Origin of the sequence: Adlercreutzia caecimuris B7 (assembly GCF_000403355.2) — a bacterium.
Classification (GTDB): Bacteria; Actinomycetota; Coriobacteriia; order Coriobacteriales; family Eggerthellaceae; genus Adlercreutzia; species Adlercreutzia caecimuris.
Window position 1 is genome coordinate 2706510 of the sequence record NZ_KE159646.1, and the last position, 16356, is coordinate 2722865.

Sequence of the window (16356 nt, forward strand, 5' to 3'; positions counted from 1 at the left end):
GCTCGCTGCCTCATCCTGGTGTTTTTGCCAAATTGCATGTAATATGCATGCATAAAGAATCAGCTTGGGAAGAGGAGGGGCGATGCCGGCTTTGCAGGTGCGGGAGTTTCCCGAGGAGCTGTACGAAGAGCTGCGGGCCTATGCGGCGCTGCACCATCGGAGCATGGCGCAGCAGACGGTGGCAGCTGTCGATAGGATGATTCACGGAGATGCGGGGAGCGAGCGGTCGAAGGGTTCTCGCATCGTCTCCTTCGAGTCTTCCGCCGAGCGCGAGCGTCGGCTGGAAAAGCGTCGTGGCATATTCGCGCGGGCGGAAGAGCGCCGGCGCGTTGCAGCGTGCCTCATGCCCGAACCGTCGGCTCTGCTGGCTGAGGCCCGCGCTGAACGCGACGCGCGGTTCGACGAGCTGGCTGCGGAGATTGCGGAGAAATGCCGATGATCGTCGTCGATGCCAACGCGGCCATCGCCATAGCGCTGGGTACGGTCTACGGGGATGGGCTTAAGCAGCTGCGGCTGGAAGACGAGCGCATAGCGGCGCCGTCGCTTCTGTGCGCGGAAGTTTCCCATGCCATGACGAAGTATGTGCGCGGCGGTTACCTGACGGCGGTGGAAGCCCTCGATTGCGGCCGAGACGCTATCTCCCTCGTAGACGATATGCGTGATGACGAGGATCTGTGGGCCGAGGCTCTCACCGAATCCGTTCGGCTTGAGCACTCCTCCTACGACCTCTTCTACCTGGTTCTCGCCCGCCGAGAGGGTGCGACGCTGTTCACCGTCGACCGCAAGCTCCAAGACCTCTGCGCGAGAAACGGCGTGAACTGCATCTGGCTCGAAAGGGAGTTTTGAGCCGCTACCCCGCTAGGGCGCGGAGGCTCGCGACAGCCTCGTCGGTGAGGCGGAGGCCCTCGCGCACGTAGGTGGGAAAGTCGCCGTAGCGGCGATCGATTTCGTCGAAGTAGGCGGCAAGGTAGGCCGGGCGCGCTTCGAGAAACGACAGGAGGCAGGCGTGCTCGTAGTCGGTCATGCCCGCATCCAGCCGCGACGCCTCGGCGGCGATAAGATCGGCGTGGTCCTCGTTCACGCGCAGGTAGTCTTCTATGATGGCGTCCTCGTCGGCGCCGGCCACGCGCAAAAGCGTGGCGCAGAGCACGCCGGTGCGGTCCTTCCCGTTCGCGCAGTGGATGAGCGCGGGCTTGCCCTCGGCGGCCATGGAGCGCAGCGCCTGGCCCACCAAGGGGTATTCGCTCACGTAGCGCCGGTAGTTGGCGCTCATGCGCTCCTCGGGCGCGCCGTACTTGCCGATGACGCCGGCCACGAGGCGCTTGTCGGCGTCCTTGCGCCGGGTCTCGGCGGCGGGGGTGAGCGCGATGGTCTTCATCCCCACAATGTAGGGCTCGGGATGCGCCGCTACCTCGCTGGCGGTGCGCAGGTCGTACACGGTGGCCACGCCGAGGGATTGGGCGAGGAAGGCGGCCTCCTCGGGTGTGATGGCCGCAAGCTCGCGGGAGCGGAAGATGCGCGCCTCGGCAAACGAGCCGCCTACACCGCGGATGCGCGCCGTACCGAAGGTGCGGGCGAGGGGGAGGGCCTCGAAGGCGAATCCGGCCACCAAAGGCGACGGCTCGCCGTCCTCGGTCACCGGCCGTACCTTCAGAAGATAACGCCCGGCCTGCGGCGGTGTGTAGACGAATCGCCAGTTCACACCTCGGGTCTTGTCCACAGCTTCGGTGGGATATGCCGTCCACGAGGCTCCGTCGTCCAGCGAGAATTCCATGGCGCGGATGGTGCGGTCGAAGTCGTCCACGTAGCCGGCGAACTCGATGGGGCGCCCCGCGTAGTACGGCGGTCGCGTGGCGGGAACGAGGGCGTTATCGGCGGCATCGGGCATGGGGTTCCTTTCCGTCGAGTATCTACACCAAGTCGCTGCGGATTTCGAAGAGGGTGCGGGCCAGATGGGCGAAGGCCTGCTCGCCGGCGGCGGAGTCGGGGGCGCTCGTCATGATGACCATGAGGTAGTCGCGGTCGTTGATGGTGACAATGCCCGAATCACAGACGGCATCGTCCTCTTCGCCGTCGATCCAGCCGGCCTTGTTGCGCACGACGATGTTCGTGCCGATGGAGGCCACGGTGGCCGTTTGCCCCTCGTCGGCATCTTCGACGGCTTCGTTGCCGCCGGCTTCCTGATCGGCATCTGACGCCGTGCTCTCTGCGCCTTCGGCGGCATCGATGAGCAGATCGGTATCCTTCTCGGTATCGCCGGACGAGATGGTGATGGCCGTAAGGCCGTTCTCGCCGCCGGTTTCGCTGGCGGCGGCATCATCGCTGTCGCCTTCGCTGGCGCCCTGCGTCGCGCCGTTTTCCCCGTCGCCGGTGGCTCCGTTGTCGCCATCGGCACCCTCGTCGTCCACGCCTTCTTCGGTGCCCGAACCTTCGGCGGGCAGATAATCGGTCTGCCCCGTACTGGTGGTGCCCAGCGCGCCGTTGCGCAGGAAGGAGACTTCCGTGCCCTCGAAGGTGTCCGACAGCCACTGGGAAGCCGAGGTACCGGCACGCTCCAGGTAGTCGTAGATCTTCAGCCACATGAGGGCCGCCTGGCGCCCGGTGTAGGCGGGGAAATAGGTGTCGTCTACGAGGTTCTCGTCCACGCCGGCCTCCGAGAGCCACTCGCGCATCCCGTCGGTGCCGAAATCACGGCGCAGCTGTCCGTAGGAGGCGTTGTCCGACCACATGATGGTGTTCTCGATTTGCTGTCGCCGCGAATCACGCACGCTGTTGATGTCGTTGGGCAGCTCCTTGTTCACCACGTAGACGCAAAACGGCCCCTTGAAAGAGCTTGCGCCGTAGATGGACGCATCCAGGTTGCCGGCGATGCCGCGCCCGGTGCCCAAGTCCATGAACAGGTAGCTGGCATCGTAGTCGTTGGCATCGTAGTAGGCGAGTGCGTTGCTGAGGCTGACAAGCGACCGATCGGACAGCACTGGCGCGCCGGCGGCATCGCTGTCCTCGCCCTGGTTCGCGTCCAGCGCGAAGGCGAAGGGAGCCTTTTGGTCGGAGAGCGCGGAAATCTCCTCGCGTGTGGGCGTGTGCGGAGTCAGCTTGGCTAGGTCGGGTTCGACAGGTCGGGCAAGGCTGACCTGCGTGGCGATATTCTGACCGACGTACATGGCATTGTTGGCCAGCCCGTCGATGCTCATGGCCCCGACGTGCTTGGAGTAGTCGCCGTGCTCCGCGCTGGGGGCGAAAGGCCCGACATGGGCTATGGCCATGGCGAAGACGGCGCCGAGCGCCACAACGGCCGCACCGGTGCCGATACGGCGCAGATCGAGGCCTGATCCGGGATGGATGCCATGGTTGCCGATGGTGTGCACCTGAGGGGCGAAGGGAGATAGGACATTCTTGAGCGTGGCCTTCCCCGTGCCCGAATGGCGGGTGCCGCTGCTGCGCGCCTGCTCGCGGCGCCCAGTGCTGCGGCTGTTCTCCTCGGAGTGGTTGCGGGGAGCGCGACCGGAAGTCGCGCGCTCGTCACGCAGGGGATTGTGCCGGGTCCGTCGCGCCTCGGTGGCGGTGCGGGGCCGACCCTCGAGCCGCCCGGTCGAGAGCGTGAGGCCTCCTTGGGGCCTTGGGCGGTTTTCCCCACTGGAGGGGTGGCGATGGTCGGTGGGGGCCATGGTCGTCCTTTGGAAGTGGTTCGTTTGAGTTGCGTGTTTCCGTGGGTTTATGGTAGCAATTTCCCGCGAAAAATCGAGAGTCTTACCAAAACCTTAACGCGAATGGCTCGCGAACAGCACGGAAAATGCGCACAATCGCGCGGAAGGGTATGGAAGTTTGGTCACGGGAAGTGCGAGCGGCGCCGTAAGGGGCTCCGATCGCCTATACTGTCTCGTTACGAGTTCGAGTGCCTCGAATGGGTATGGGCGGCGACATGTTCCGAACCTGGTCAGGTCCGGGAGGAAGCAGCCATAAGGGACCGCTGACGAGCGCCCATACCTATTCGGGGCACTTTTTCATGGCATTACGCGCCGCGGTTGCCGGCGCCGTTTGAAAGGTTCGAAGGCTCCATGGGCATTATCGACTTCTTCATCAATCTGCTGAAGGATCCGCGCGGGTTCATCGCCGGATGGATCATCGCGCTCGGGCCGGTGTGGGTGTACACGCCGCTGTTCCTCATCGTGTTCGTGGAGACGGGACTTGTGTTCTTCCCGTTTCTGCCGGGCGATTCGCTTCTGTTCGCGGCCGGCGTGTTCTCCGCCGACGGCGGCGGCCTGAACGTGTGGGCCACCCTCGTCGTGTTCTGGACGGCGGCCATTTTGGGCAACACCTCGAACTATTGGATCGCGCGCCTGTTCGGCAGCCGTATCATCGACTCGGGGAAGGTGAAGGCGCTCACGCCCGAGCGCATGGCCAAGCTCGACCACTTCTTCGAGCGCTACGGCGGCCTGACCATCATCATCACGCGCTTCATGCCGTTCTTCCGCACCTTCGCGCCCTTCATCGCGGGCACGGGGCATATGAACTTCGGGAAGTTCACGCTGTTCAACGCCATTGGCGGCATCACCTGGGTGAGCCTGTTTGTGCTGGTGGGATACTTCTTCGGGGGCATTCCGCTGGTGCAGGAGCATTTCGAGGTGATCGTGCTGGGCATTGTGGCCGTGTCGGTGGCGCCGGCGTTCGTGGGCGTTATCAAGGCGGCGATGAGCAGTCGCCGCGCCAAGGCGGGAGACCCGGTGGCCCAAGCCGAGGAACGGGTGAGCGAGGCCGAGTACGAGCGCGAGCTGACCGAGGAGAAGGTGCTGCGTGCCGAAGCCGCGGCGAAGGCCGAGGCCCGCGCGCGGGTGGCTGCCGAGCGGCAGGCGTCTTCCGCATCTGAGGAGAAAGACGGGGAATAGGCTATGGCAGAGGCTCTCTACCGCAAGTACCGACCGCAAATCTTCGAGGACGTGGTCGGGCAGGAGCACATCGAGCGCACTATTAAGAACGCCATCGCCCAGGACAAGGTGAGCCACGCCTATCTGTTCACCGGTCCGCGCGGCACGGGCAAGACCACCACCGCGCGTCTTCTGGCCAAGGCGCTGCTGTGCGAAAACGGCCCCACCGCCGAGCCCGATGGCACGTGCGACGACTGCGAGATGATTGCCGCTGGCGAGCATCCGGATGTCTACGAGCTGGACGCCGCGAGCCGCACGGGCGTGGAGAACGTGCGTGAGGAGATTATCGGGCGTGTGCAGTTCGCCCCCACGCGCGGCCGCTACAAGGTATACATCATCGACGAGGTGCACATGCTCTCGACGGCTGCCTTCAACGCGCTGCTGAAGACGCTGGAGGAGCCGCCGAGCCATGTGGTGTTCATTCTGGCCACCACCGATCCGCAGAAGGTGCCCGAGACCATTCACTCGCGCTGCCAGCGCTTCGATTTCCGCCGCATCTCCACCGAGGCCATGGTGTCGCGCCTCGGCGCTATCTGCACGGCCGAGGACGTGGAGTTCGAAGGGGAGGCGCTCGAGCTCATCGCGCACCGGGCCGAGGGCGGCATGCGCAACGCGCTCACCTCGCTTGAGCAGCTCATCGCCTTCGGCGACGGCGCGGTGACTATGGAAGTGGCCGAGCGCATGCTGGGCGCGGTGGACTCCACCGATCTGGCCGATATCGTGCGGGCCGTGGGCGCGCGGGATGCGGCCGCGTGCTTTAAGTGGGTGGCCGAGTACGTGGAGACCGGTGCCGACATGGCGCAGTTTGTGGGGAATCTGGCCGAGCATGTGCGCAACATGTATGTGATGGCCGTGGCCGGCGCCGACGTGGTGCTGGATGTGAGCGAGTCGACGCGCCGCGAGCTGGCCGAGGAACTGCCGCTGTTCGGTCCCGACCGTCTGGCGCGGCTCTTGGAGGTGCTGGGCGATGTGGCGAGCGATCTGAAGACGTCCACGAATCCGCGGCTCACCTTCGAGATCGCCTTGACGCGCATGGTGCGCCCCGAGTCGGACACCACTTTGGAGGCTTTGGCGGAGCGCATCGAGCGATTGGAGCGCCAGTTGGCGGGTGCAGCCGTGGTGGCTGCGGTGTCCGCCGGCACTCCGACCGTGCCGGCAAGTGCGCCTGCGCCGACGATGCCCATTGCCGCTCCGACTCCGGCCCCCGTGGCACCCGCTGCGCCAACGCCCGCTCAGTCGGCGCCTGCTGCGCCGCCTGAGGCTCCAGCTGCTCCGGCGCCGAGTCCCGCTCCTGCGGCCCCGGCGCCTGCCGCCGCGCCGCCGGCTGCCTCCGAGGCTTCGCCGGCTGTTTCGGCTTCCGCGCCGGCGCCGCAAGCCGCGCCTGCTCCTTCTGTTTCGGCCCCTGCCCCTGCGCCAGCGCCCGCATCGGCCCCGGCTCCCGCGGCCGCTTCCCCGGTCGCCTCGGGCGCGGTGCCCCCCGAGGTGGCGGCCATCCTGGGTAATGCCGCTTCGCTGCAGCGGCTGTGGGCCGGCGTGCTCGCCTCGCTCAAGAAGTCCAAGGCCGCCTATGGTGTGCTGTTCATGAACACCAAGGCCGTTTTTGACGGTCGGGCCCTCATTGTGGAGTTCCCCGCCGAAAACGACTTCGCCTTCCGCGCGGTGCAGAAGCCCGATGTGCAGCAGGAGCTGGCTGCTGCCCTGCGCCAGGAGGCGCGCTGCGACATTCCCTTCGAGCTGCGTAAGGCCGGCTCGGGCGCGGGGGCGTTTGCCGTGGCGGCCGCCGCGCCCTCGGCCGGCGGGGTGGCCCAGCCCAATCCCGTGGCCGCTGCCGCCGCCCGTGCCGCGGCGAGCGTGGGAGCTTCCGCTGCCGCGCCGTCTGCGCCGTCCGCTCCGCCGGCGAGCGCTCCGACTCCGGCCCCGGCTGCCCCCTCGCCCGCACCGGCGCCGCGCCCCGCTCCGGCGGCCCCCGAGGAGGTGCCCCCCTGGGAAGCTGCTCCTCCCGCCCCCGCGGCGCCCAAGCCCGCGGCCGCTCCCGTGCCGGCGCCCGACGACGACCGGCCGCCCTACGACGACTACGTTCCCTACGACGACGCCGACATTCCCTTCGAGGAGCCCGACGCCGCCCCGGCCGCCCCTTCCGCCCTCTCCGCGGCCCCGACACTTGCGCCGGTCGCCCCGAGCGCTGCGCCCGCACCGGCCATGGCGCCGGCTACGACGCTGCCGCCGGAGCCCGACTCGGTGTCGGGTCCGTCGCCGAACCCCGTGTCCGAGCCCGACGATGACGACCTGAACGCGTCTTTGGCCTTTGGATTCGGTGACGGCATCACATTCCAGGAAATGTCCTAGAGCCCGATGGCCTACAATAGTCCGCACCGTTCAACTCGACAGAAGGAGTCCCTTTTATGGATATGAAGAAGATGATGAAGCAGGCTCAGAAGATGCAGCGCGATGCCGCGGCCGCTCAGGAGGAGATCGCCGCCATGACCTTCGAGGCCTCCGCCGGCGGCGGCATGGTGAAGGCCACGGCCACCGGCGACGGCGCCATTACCGGCATTGTCATCGATCCGGCTGCCGTGGATCCCGAGGATGTGGAGATGCTCCAGGACATGGTGACGGCCGCCGTGAACGAGGCTTTGCGCTCTGCCTCCGAGGCGGCGAACGCCCGCATGAACGCCATCATGGGCGGCATGAAGATCCCCGGCCTGATGTAGTCGCAGGGGTTTCCCGTGCAGGCGGCGCCTTCCATCCAAAAGCTCCTCGACGAGCTGGAGCGGCTTCCCGGCGTGGGGCCCAAATCGGCCCAGCGCATGGCCTACTGGATCCTGAATACCGACGCGGCCGAGGCGCTGCGTTTGGCCGATGCCATCCGCGAAGTGAAGGCGGGCGTGCACTTCTGCGCCCGCTGCTTCAACTACGCCGAGGGCGACGTGTGCGAGATCTGCGCGAGTGGCAAGCGCGACGGGTCGGTCATCTGCGTGGTGAGCGAGCCGCGCGACATTCCGCCTATCGAGCGCACGGCGGTGTTCAACGGGGTGTACCATGTGCTTGGCGGCGTGCTCGCGCCCATGGAGGGCATCGGCCCCGATCAGCTGCACATTGCCGAGCTTATGGCGCGCTTAGGCCGCGAAGAGGTGAGCGAGGTGCTTTTGGCCATGAACCCCAACATCGAGGGGGAGACCACGGCCGCCTACCTGGCTCGGCTCATCAAGCCCTTGGGTGTGAAGGTGACGCGTCCCGCCAGCGGGCTTCCCGTCGGTGGCGACTTGGAGTTCGCCGACGAGGTGACGTTGGGCCGTGCTCTGGAGGGCCGCCTGCCGCTGTAAGCCGTGCCTTCGCACCTCTGAAAGCAAAAAGAGAGGCGCCGCTGCGAGCAATTTCGCAGCGGCGCCTCTTGCGTTTGAACACGGAGGTGCTACTTGATGCAGCAGGAGGGAACCTCGTGCTTCACGCGGTCGTGCTCCTCGGCGCGCTTGGCATCGTTGAAGCGATCCAGCGTGCCCACCAGATAGCCGGTGATGCGGCGGATGCGGTCGAACTTCACCGGGGCGAGCCCGTAGTGGATGCCCACATCCTCGCCGTCCACGTCCAAGGTGAGGGATTCCAGCTGGCCATGGGGGTACTTGTCGTGGGCGCGCTTGATGTAGGCGGCGATCTCCTCGTCGGAGACGGGGGCGTCGCTTGCCTGGGCGTAGTTCACGGCCACCTTCACGCCGTCGATGGTCTTGTTCTCCATGGGTGCTCCTTGCTGTCGGCGGAACGAGCGGTTAGCCGCTGCGATCCCAAATGTTCACCATATGTAGTTAGCGATTGAGAATACTACCACAATATCTGGGAGATACAACGGTTGTTCCCGAGAAGTTGAAAAGTTTCCGCGTATACGGGGAGAAGTTCAATGCCCAGTGGGAGCTGGACAACAACAGCGCGGCAGCTCATGAGTTCTCGATTCGCAAGAAGATCGTGCTGGTGATCTTTGTGATGGCCTTCGTCATCATGATCATCGGCGTCATGAACCTCGGCTGGTGGTTCCCGCAGATGGCAGCTGAGTTCGTGACCTTGTCCATTCTCGTGATGTTCATCGGCGGCCCGATGTTCGTGATCTGCTTGCTGCTTATCTTCTTCGTGCTCGGATTTGTGGTGCCCTCCTCCAGCGGTCTGGCCGTGCTGTCGATGCCCATCTTCGCGCCGCTGGCCGACACCGTGGGCATTCCGCGCTGGATCATCGTGGCCGCCTATCAGTTCGGTCAGTACGCCATGCTCTACATCGCGCCGACTGGCCTGGTGATGGCGACCTTGCAGATGCTGGACATGAAGATGTCCCACTGGTTCAAGTTCGTGTGGCCCATGATGGTGTTCACCCTCGTGTTCGGAGCCATCCTGCTGAGCGTCTGCTCCGTGGTGTTCGCCGTGTAGCGTCCCAGCCGCCATCGAGCGCCCGTTGCGGCTCTCTGCCATGAGGCCCTCCCCGCTATTCCGGAGAGGGCCTCCTTGTTGGCGCGGGGCCCAGGTCTACGTCCTGCGCCGCACGGGACCGTCCTGGCATTCGGGGCGATCCAGCTCGGGCATGTCCGGTGCCGTGCGGTTGCGCCGGCGCCCAGGGCTATGGTGTGGGCAGAGGAAGAGGTCGGGGAGCGAAGAGCGGAACCGGGTTAATTCTCAAAAGGTGTGTCTAAGAATCATACATTCTCCCAGATCATATAGCTCTTTTTAGGTCAAAAAGTTGGTACGGCCCAACTTTTGGGAGTCTCAAAAAGTGTGTCCGGCTTGCTCTTGACGTCCCTGTTCAGACATTCTTTTCCCAAAGAAAAGTTGAATCTGGACGGGAGCTTGGTGTGGACAATCCAAAGTGCGGCGCATGCGGGGCATCGATGAAGAGAAACGGCAAGACCGAAGCGGGTGCTCAGAGGTGGCGCTGCAAGTCCTGCGGGGCATCCAAAACCCATCGGATAGACAATTCCGCCAAGCAGCTTAAGGCATTCCTCGGGTGGCTCATGGGTAAGGGCTCGCTCAAGGAACAGAGGTGTTCGAAGGCGACCTTCGAGCGTCGGGCGCAGAGATTTTGGTCCCTTTGGCCGCTGCCGGACTTTGCCGGTGAGGTCCATGATGTCCTGTTCGTTGACGGGATCTATATCTCCAAACGGCTCGTGGTGCTTATCGCCTGCACCAAAAGGCATGTTGTGGCATGGCATCTGGCCGAGAGCGAGTGCTCGGCATCCTGGGCGGCCCTCATGGCCAAGGTGGCGCCTCCGACCATGGTGGTCACCGATGGCGGATCGGGCTTCAAGAAAGCGGCGAAGGCGATATGGCCCGACACCTCGGTACAGCGCTGTCTCGTCCATGTGAGGAGGCAGGTAATACGCAGGACGACCATGCGCCCGAAGCTCGACTGCGGCCGGGAACTGCTCGATCTTGCCCGCGCCCTTCCGAAGATCAAAGGAGCGGATGGCGCAGCGAAGTGGCTGGCGGATTATGCGGAATGGTGCTCCAAATGGGAGAGGTTCCTGCGTGAATTCACCTTGAAGGACGGCCGCAAACAATACGTCCACGAGCGTCTCAGGAGCGCGCGGCATTCCCTCAACGGTCTCGTCCGGGACAGGACGCTGTTCACGTTCGCCGAGATGCAGGAGAGTCTGGGAGGAGTATGGGACTCGACCAACAACGTGATCGAAGGTGGCGTCAACGCCCAGATTCGACTCATGCTTCAACATCATCGGGGACTTACAACCATACGCCGTGCCAAGGCTGCGTTTTGGTGGTGCTATCTGCACTCCGAGTACAAAGTCGGTGAAGCGGAAATGCTCAAGACGATGAAGACGGACGAAGAGGTCGCAGGGCTGTTCATGCTCGCCACCAATAGATCAGAGCACGAAGATGGGGCGCCTGATGAACATGGAACATCTCTGCCGGAATGGAGTGAGATGAGAATGAGTGGATCAAAGGAGACGGGTTGGTTCTAGACAGTAGTGAATAATACGCCTAGACACACTTTTTGAGACCTAACCCGAAAAGACAAAGGGTTCTGTCCCCTCCAAAAACAGAACCCTCATCTATGCGAAGCTTGGACGCTTCCTCGTAAGTCGTTGACCATTATAGCAGCATCATAGAAAAAGCAAAACAAAAACTTTAGCCGTTACTTTTGATGCCTACGGCCCTTCATGAGCTTGGCGCCGAAGGCGCAGATGTCGGTGGCGCCCAGGCCGATGAGCAGCATGGAGAACCCGGCCTTTAGGATTTGTTGGGCCGTGGCGCCGGTTTCGGACCAGCCGGCAGTGCCGTTCATGCGGTAACTGTCGAAGAACTCGCTCACCTCGGCGGGAGTGTAGAAGGCCAGCATGCACAGGCCGAACACGACGATGATGCAGCCCACCACCATGCCGCAGATGAGGAACACGCGCTCGGGATCGAGGCTCGCAGACTGCTTCTTGAGGGTAGCGGCTCGAACGGCAGCCTGGGGGTCGCAGACGCCGGCGTTGCCCGGGCCGGGCTGGCACGCTGCAGCGGCCGACTGCGAGGGCGCGCTGGGGGCACCGTAGGCTGCCTGGTAGGCTGCCTGATGGTTGGCGACGGTCGCGGGGGCGCCCGGAGCGATAGGCTGGCCGGGATAGGATTGGGCGAGGTTCTCGCGCTCCATGGCGCGGCCTTCGGCGACGTAGCCGGCATCGGCGGCGGGAACGGTGGGGGCCGCGCCCTCCAGGGGAACGGGCTCGTTGGTCACGGCCGGCTCGGCAGGGTTTAGCTCCTGGGATTGCAGCACTTCGCCGAGCATCTCGCTTGTGTCTCCCGCGGAGGCGAACTCAATGTCGCCGCATGCGCGGGCGGGCTCGCCGCACGATAGGCTCTCGGTCTCGAGAACGCGCCCGGCGGCCTCGTCGTCGGGAAGGGGGTGGGCCTCGGCGACGGGGTAGCTGCTGTTCTCGAGTGCTTCCTGCTCGAGCTCGCGGCCCTCGGCGGCGTAGCCGGCAGAGGTGCCAGGCGTCGGATGGGTGTTCTCAGCCATGGAAAGCTCCTCTCAGGGACGGGGACGATAGAACACCTGTCAGCATAAGGAGCGCGCCGCCCCGAAAACGGAGCGGCGCGCTAATCGTATGGCGACCGTAGGATTTCCGCCACCGTTTCGCAAAACGCCACGGTGCGCCTCACATGTCGCTTTCGGCCATGGCTTGCTCGCGGGCCTCGTTGTAGTTGGCGACGTACACGCGGGACAGCAGGATGGAGGCGCGCACGATGAGCCACACCGCTATCGCTATGAGGGCCATCATGAAGCCGCTCGCGATACCCTCGACGAAGTCCCCGCTCCCATCGGTGAGGCTCGCTCCCACGATGCCGACGAAGATGAGGAAGATGCCGGCGACGAGGTTGATCACAAAGGAGCGCTGGGTGGCGTGGCGGTCGTCGGCGGTATAGAAGTCCTGGACGTAGGGGTGGCTGCGCTGAAACTCTGCATGCTGGAACGAGGCCGTGAGGATGAGGGCGGTGCCGACGCCGATGCCGACGAATAGCGGAATGAGCGTAAGGGCCTCCAGGTTCGGATTGAAGCGCTCGGCGGCGGTGCCCACGAAGATAAGCAGCGACACGCCCAGGAGAATGGAGAAGACCCCGGCGGCGATCTTCGTGGCGAAAGCGCGCATATGCTCGTCGTAGCCGCATACGTCCAGGGGTGGGCCGCCGGCGTTCTCGCGCATGGCGGCAGCGGCGGCCTGGGCCCGCGGGGTGGGGGAGGTGGCAGTCAGGTCGCCCGTCACCAGCTCGTCCAAGGTGCAGTCGAATATCTGGCACAGCTTCAACAGCTTGTCCATCTCGGGGTAGGCGCGCTCGGCCTCCCATTTGGTGACGGATTGGCGGCTCACGCCCACCATCATGGCCAGCTGCTCTTGGGTCATGGCGTGGGTGGCGCGCAGATACTGCAGGTTGTCTCGGAAACTCATAGCGGGTCCTCTCGGGGTGAATATGCGATCGATCAGGCGGTGTCGACGCACTCCACTCTACGGTAGCCGGCGAGCCGAATCCACCAACTTGCGGCATCATTTTCAAGCGCCCTGCGGTTGCCAACCCCAGGTCAGGCTAGCGACTCGGTGCCGAGCGCGGCAGAGGGACGCGATTCCGTGGCCGACTTCGCGCTCATCCCCTTCCGAACGCGATCATGGCAATAGCGAAGACGACGCACGCATTTCGGTACCATCCCGTAATCGCCGATGCTGAAGTGGAAGCTATTGCCTGGCAATCGCGTTCTCCAGGGGGCGCTCAGACGTCCCCGGAATCGCGTCCCTCTGCCGCGCTCGACGGTGGCCCTTACCAGCTGAGCAGCTCGTAGCCGTCGTCAGTGACGACGATCTGCACTTCCCACTGGGCTGTCAGCGACCTATCGGCCGTGCGCACCGTCCAGCCGTTGGGATCGGTCATGTCGATCTCCTGGGCGCCGGCGTTGATCATGGGCTCGATGGTGAACATCATGCCCGGCACCATGATGGGGCCTTCTCCCGGCTCGGTGACGAAGCTGACGAAGGGATCCTCGTGGAATTCCAGGCCGATGCCGTGGCCGCCGAACTCGCGCACCACCGTGTAGCCGTGGGCCTTCGCGTACTCGTTCACCGCGGCGCCCACATCGCCCAAATGCCCCCAGGGCTTCACGGCCTTCAATCCTTCCTCTACGGCTTCCTTGGTCACGCGCACCAGGTCGGCGGCTTCGGGCGATACCTCGCCGATGCAGAACATGCGGGAGGAATCGGAGAAGTAGCCGTCCAGGATGGTGGAGCAGTCCACGTTCACGATGTCGCCCTCGGCGAGCACCTCGTCGGCGCTCGGAATGCCGTGGCACACCACCTCGTTGGCGGAGGTGCACACGCTTTTCGGGAAGCCCTCGTAGTTGAGCGGCGCGGGGATGGCGCCGTGCTCGACGGTGTAGTCGTGCACCCACGTATCGATCTGCTCGGTGGTCACGCCGGGCCCGATGCGCTCGGCCACGTAATCGAGCACGCCCACGTTCACGGCAGCCGAGCGCTTCACGCCCTCGATGTCGGCGGCGGTCTTCAGCAGATCGCGGGTCGGCACGTCCTCGCCGGCTTCGAAGAGCCCTTCTAGGCGCTCGTCGAAGTCGAGGTGGCACTTCTTGTACTTCTTGCCGCTGCCGCACCAGCATTCGTCGTTGCGGCCGGGGCTCGTCAGTCCATCGTACATGACGCATCTCCTTGCATGTTCGCTGAGGAAAACTGTTCAGCGCCCATGGTACTACAAGTTTTCCTCGCGCCGTTGCCGCGGAGCGTGCGCCGCGCTAGCGGGCCGTCTCGGCGTTCGAGATGTCAAGAGCGCGGTAGAGCCGATCGGGCACGAGGCTGACCAGGTCGTCGGTCCAGCGGGCCAGATCGGTGGGCTCGTCGGAGCGGAACCAGTCGTTCAGCACCTCGCATTCCAGCTTCGAGAACACCTCCACGATGAAGCGCAGGTTATCGGTCACGGGTACGTGCCGGTAGTTCTCCAGGGTGTCTAGCAGCACCGTCTTACGGTTCTCGGGCATGATGGTCTGGCCGAAAGGGGTGTTGATGGAGTACTGAATGGACTCGCGGAAGAAGTCGCGCTCCTGGGCGATGAGACGGATGTGATGGTAGTAGCCGGTCTGCCAATCGATAGTGCGGCCGATCTCGTTGAGGTAGAACTGGCGGCAGAAGATGGAGTACCACCAGGGAATGTCGTACTTGCTCTCGAAATGGCGGTAGAACGTCTGACGCGAGATGCCCGCATTGCGGCAGATTTCGGCGACGGTGATCTGGTCGAGAGATTTGTCCACGGCGTGCAGAATTCTCATCTTGGTGCTCAATTCCGGTGAACTGAAAATATTCTCGCCTAAGGTGAGGTCAGTGATCATGGGAACGCCGCCTTCTGCTCGGTTCGAGTACGCATATGTGGTCGGTCATGTTCTCCTCAAAAGCATAGTACCTGATCGATGTAGCTTTGTTGGCGACATGTCAACCAATGTATCCAGGGATGAACGACAGAAGTTCCCCCTTGTTCCAATTCTGTTACATTCTGCCCCTTTTGTCCTGCGATTCAAACAAAATCCCTCTGACATTCTGTTACGGGGAACAGGTTTAGAAACACGACCTTTGCGCTGGGCGCAAGGCGTCCCCCACAATCGAATGCACAGGAGGAGGTGCTCTTATCCAGTGCCTTCAGGATCGGATAGGAAAGAGGGTTCCTATGAACGAACGGGCAAAGTACAAGCTCATCGGATTTATCATGATGTTCGCCTCGTCATCGCTGATGGGCGGCATCGGAGCGTTCACGCGCTTCATCGACGCGCCGGGCGACTTCGTGTCGTTCTGGCGCAACTTCGCGGGCCTTATCGCGCTTACGATCATCTTCTTGTTCATCGGTGGGTTCAAGAAGGTGAAGGCCACGCGCTTCTCGGGCATGATGCTGCTCTCCGGCATCTTCCTGGGCCTGCTGTCGGGCCTGTACTGCCTGTCCACCCAGTACACGACGCTCGCGAACGCGTCGTTCCTCATCTATACCGGTCCTATCTACTCCACGATACTCGCCGCCATCTTCTTGAAGGAGAAGATCGACTGGCGCGGCATTCTCTGCATCGTGGCCGTGGTGATCGGCATGCTGTTCATCGTCGGCATCGTGACGCCCGAGGGCCTCACGCTCGATCTCGATCCCACCTATACCTTCGGCAACGCCATTGCCTTCGCCTCTGGCGTGGCCTACGGCCTGTACCTGTTCTTCTCCCGCTATCGCGAGGACTGCGATTCCAACGTGCGCTCCTGGTGGAACTTCCTGTTCGCCTCGCTGGCCATTCTCGTGCTGCTGCTGTGGCATAACTTCTGCCTGCAGCCGCTGTCCTACACCGAGAAGGTCAACGGTGTGACCCAGATCGACGCGGCCGGTCAGATCATCACCCATCCTTGGAACTTGTTCACCATGCCGCTCGATTCCTGGCTGTGGCTCATCGCCGCTGCCCTTATCACCGGCTTCGGCGCGTTCTACCTGCTCACTCATGCCACCAAGCGCCTGAAGGCCGGCGAGTTGGCCGCCATCTCCTACCAGGAGACCATCATGGCCTCGCTTTTGGGCCTGTGCCTGTTCGGCGAGACCATGACCACCTTCCAGCTCATCGGCGGCGCTCTTATCATTATCGGCGGCGTGGCCCAGATCGTCTTCGCCACCAGCGCGGCGAACAAGGAAGTGGACGATGCCGCCGTGGACGGCGAGGTGGCGCTTGCGGCCCAGGTGGGCGCGGGCGGCGCCGGCTTCATCGACGCCACCCCCGACGGCATGGATCCGAAGTTGGCCGCCATCGCCGATGGCGCCCAGGAGGCCGCCGACACCTATGAGAAGGAGCATCCGGAAGCCGATCGCTAGGCGACCGCTCCGCCAGGGCGGAGGCCGGGAGAGGGATTGCAGGCCCGGCCCTCCGCTCGCTCTACAGTCCATCGGG

16 protein-coding genes and 1 other RNA gene are annotated in these 16356 nt (G+C 64.0%); 10 read left to right on the plus strand and 7 right to left on the minus strand.

What is annotated here, in order from left to right; all coding sequences use genetic code 11:
- Positions 1–82: 82 nt before the first annotated feature.
- Complete coding sequence (locus C811_RS14645; protein ID WP_016310479.1) at positions 83–439, plus strand: FitA-like ribbon-helix-helix domain-containing protein; 357 nt, start codon at positions 83–85, stop codon at positions 437–439.
- Positions 436–846: a type II toxin-antitoxin system VapC family toxin gene (locus C811_RS14650; protein WP_016310480.1), complete on the plus strand. Its 411-nt coding sequence runs from the start codon at positions 436–438 to the stop codon at positions 844–846. Before C811_RS14645 ends, C811_RS14650 begins: the two co-directional genes overlap by 4 nt.
- Before the next feature lie 4 nt (positions 847–850).
- On the opposite strand, the gene C811_RS14655 is transcribed toward C811_RS14650, so the two are convergent.
- Together C811_RS14655 and C811_RS14660 are read right to left on the minus strand one after the other, a co-directional pair.
- Positions 851–1888: a tyrosine-protein phosphatase gene (locus C811_RS14655; RefSeq protein WP_016310481.1), complete on the minus strand. Its 1038-nt coding sequence runs from the start codon at positions 1886–1888 to the stop codon at positions 851–853.
- A gap of 22 nt (positions 1889–1910) precedes the next feature.
- On the minus strand, positions 1911–3668 hold the full coding sequence (locus tag C811_RS14660) for a hypothetical protein (protein ID WP_016310482.1): 1758 nt from the start codon (positions 3666–3668) through the stop codon (positions 1911–1913).
- 234 nt (positions 3669–3902) lie between these two features.
- On the opposite strand from C811_RS14660, the gene ffs reads away from it, so the two are divergent.
- The 5 genes from ffs (at position 3903) to recR (ending at position 8248) form a co-directional block, all read left to right on the plus strand.
- Positions 3903–3996: signal recognition particle sRNA small type (gene ffs, locus C811_RS16375), an RNA gene on the plus strand.
- 62 nt (positions 3997–4058) lie between these two features.
- Entirely contained in the window at positions 4059–4886 is an 828-nt protein-coding gene (locus tag C811_RS14665) for a VTT domain-containing protein (RefSeq protein ID WP_016310483.1), read from the plus strand.
- A gap of 3 nt (positions 4887–4889) precedes the next feature.
- Complete coding sequence (gene dnaX / locus C811_RS14670) at positions 4890–7271, plus strand: DNA polymerase III subunit gamma/tau (protein ID WP_016310484.1); 2382 nt, start codon at positions 4890–4892, stop codon at positions 7269–7271.
- 56 nt (positions 7272–7327) lie between these two features.
- Positions 7328–7636, plus strand: coding sequence for a YbaB/EbfC family nucleoid-associated protein (locus C811_RS14675; RefSeq protein ID WP_016310485.1), 309 nt, complete (start codon positions 7328–7330; stop codon positions 7634–7636).
- Between the two features lie 15 nt (positions 7637–7651).
- Positions 7652–8248, plus strand: a complete 597-nt coding sequence (gene recR, locus C811_RS14680; protein ID WP_016310486.1) for a recombination mediator RecR — start codon at positions 7652–7654, stop codon at positions 8246–8248.
- 89 nt (positions 8249–8337) lie between these two features.
- Here the strand turns inward: recR and nrdD are convergent, their stop codons facing one another.
- The gene (nrdD, locus tag C811_RS14685; RefSeq protein ID WP_016310487.1) at positions 8338–8658 is read right to left on the minus strand and encodes an anaerobic ribonucleoside-triphosphate reductase; all 321 of its coding nucleotides are present in this window, start codon (positions 8656–8658) and stop codon (positions 8338–8340) included.
- Between the two features lie 125 nt (positions 8659–8783).
- Between nrdD and C811_RS14690 the strand changes: the two genes are divergently transcribed.
- Together C811_RS14690 and C811_RS14695 are read left to right on the plus strand one after the other, a co-directional pair.
- On the plus strand, positions 8784–9335 hold the full coding sequence (locus C811_RS14690; protein WP_016310488.1) for a hypothetical protein: 552 nt from the start codon (positions 8784–8786) through the stop codon (positions 9333–9335).
- 419 nt (positions 9336–9754) lie between these two features.
- Complete coding sequence (locus tag C811_RS14695) at positions 9755–10879, plus strand: IS1249 family transposase (RefSeq protein WP_016308716.1); 1125 nt, start codon at positions 9755–9757, stop codon at positions 10877–10879.
- A 173-nt stretch (positions 10880–11052) separates the two neighbouring features.
- On the opposite strand, the gene C811_RS14700 is transcribed toward C811_RS14695, so the two are convergent.
- The 4 genes from C811_RS14700 to C811_RS14715 all read right to left on the minus strand — a co-directional run bounded on the left by C811_RS14700 (position 11053) and on the right by C811_RS14715 (position 14721).
- Complete coding sequence (locus C811_RS14700) at positions 11053–11919, minus strand: hypothetical protein (protein ID WP_016310489.1); 867 nt, start codon at positions 11917–11919, stop codon at positions 11053–11055.
- Positions 11920–12058: 139 nt separating this feature from the next.
- On the minus strand, positions 12059–12847 hold the full coding sequence (locus C811_RS14705; RefSeq protein WP_016310490.1) for a helix-turn-helix transcriptional regulator: 789 nt from the start codon (positions 12845–12847) through the stop codon (positions 12059–12061).
- Between the two features lie 364 nt (positions 12848–13211).
- Positions 13212–14096, minus strand: a complete 885-nt coding sequence (gene map / locus C811_RS14710; protein WP_016310491.1) for a type I methionyl aminopeptidase — start codon at positions 14094–14096, stop codon at positions 13212–13214.
- 94 nt (positions 14097–14190) lie between these two features.
- Positions 14191–14721 carry a TetR/AcrR family transcriptional regulator gene (locus tag C811_RS14715; RefSeq protein ID WP_244874330.1) on the minus strand — a complete coding sequence of 177 codons (531 nt, stop codon included), beginning with the start codon at positions 14719–14721 and terminating at the stop codon, positions 14191–14193.
- Between the two features lie 392 nt (positions 14722–15113).
- Here C811_RS14715 and C811_RS14720 point away from each other — a divergent pair, with 392 nt between their 5' ends.
- Positions 15114–16280 carry a DMT family transporter gene (locus C811_RS14720; protein ID WP_016310493.1) on the plus strand — a complete coding sequence of 389 codons (1167 nt, stop codon included), beginning with the start codon at positions 15114–15116 and terminating at the stop codon, positions 16278–16280.
- The last annotated feature ends 76 nt before the right edge of the window (positions 16281–16356 follow it).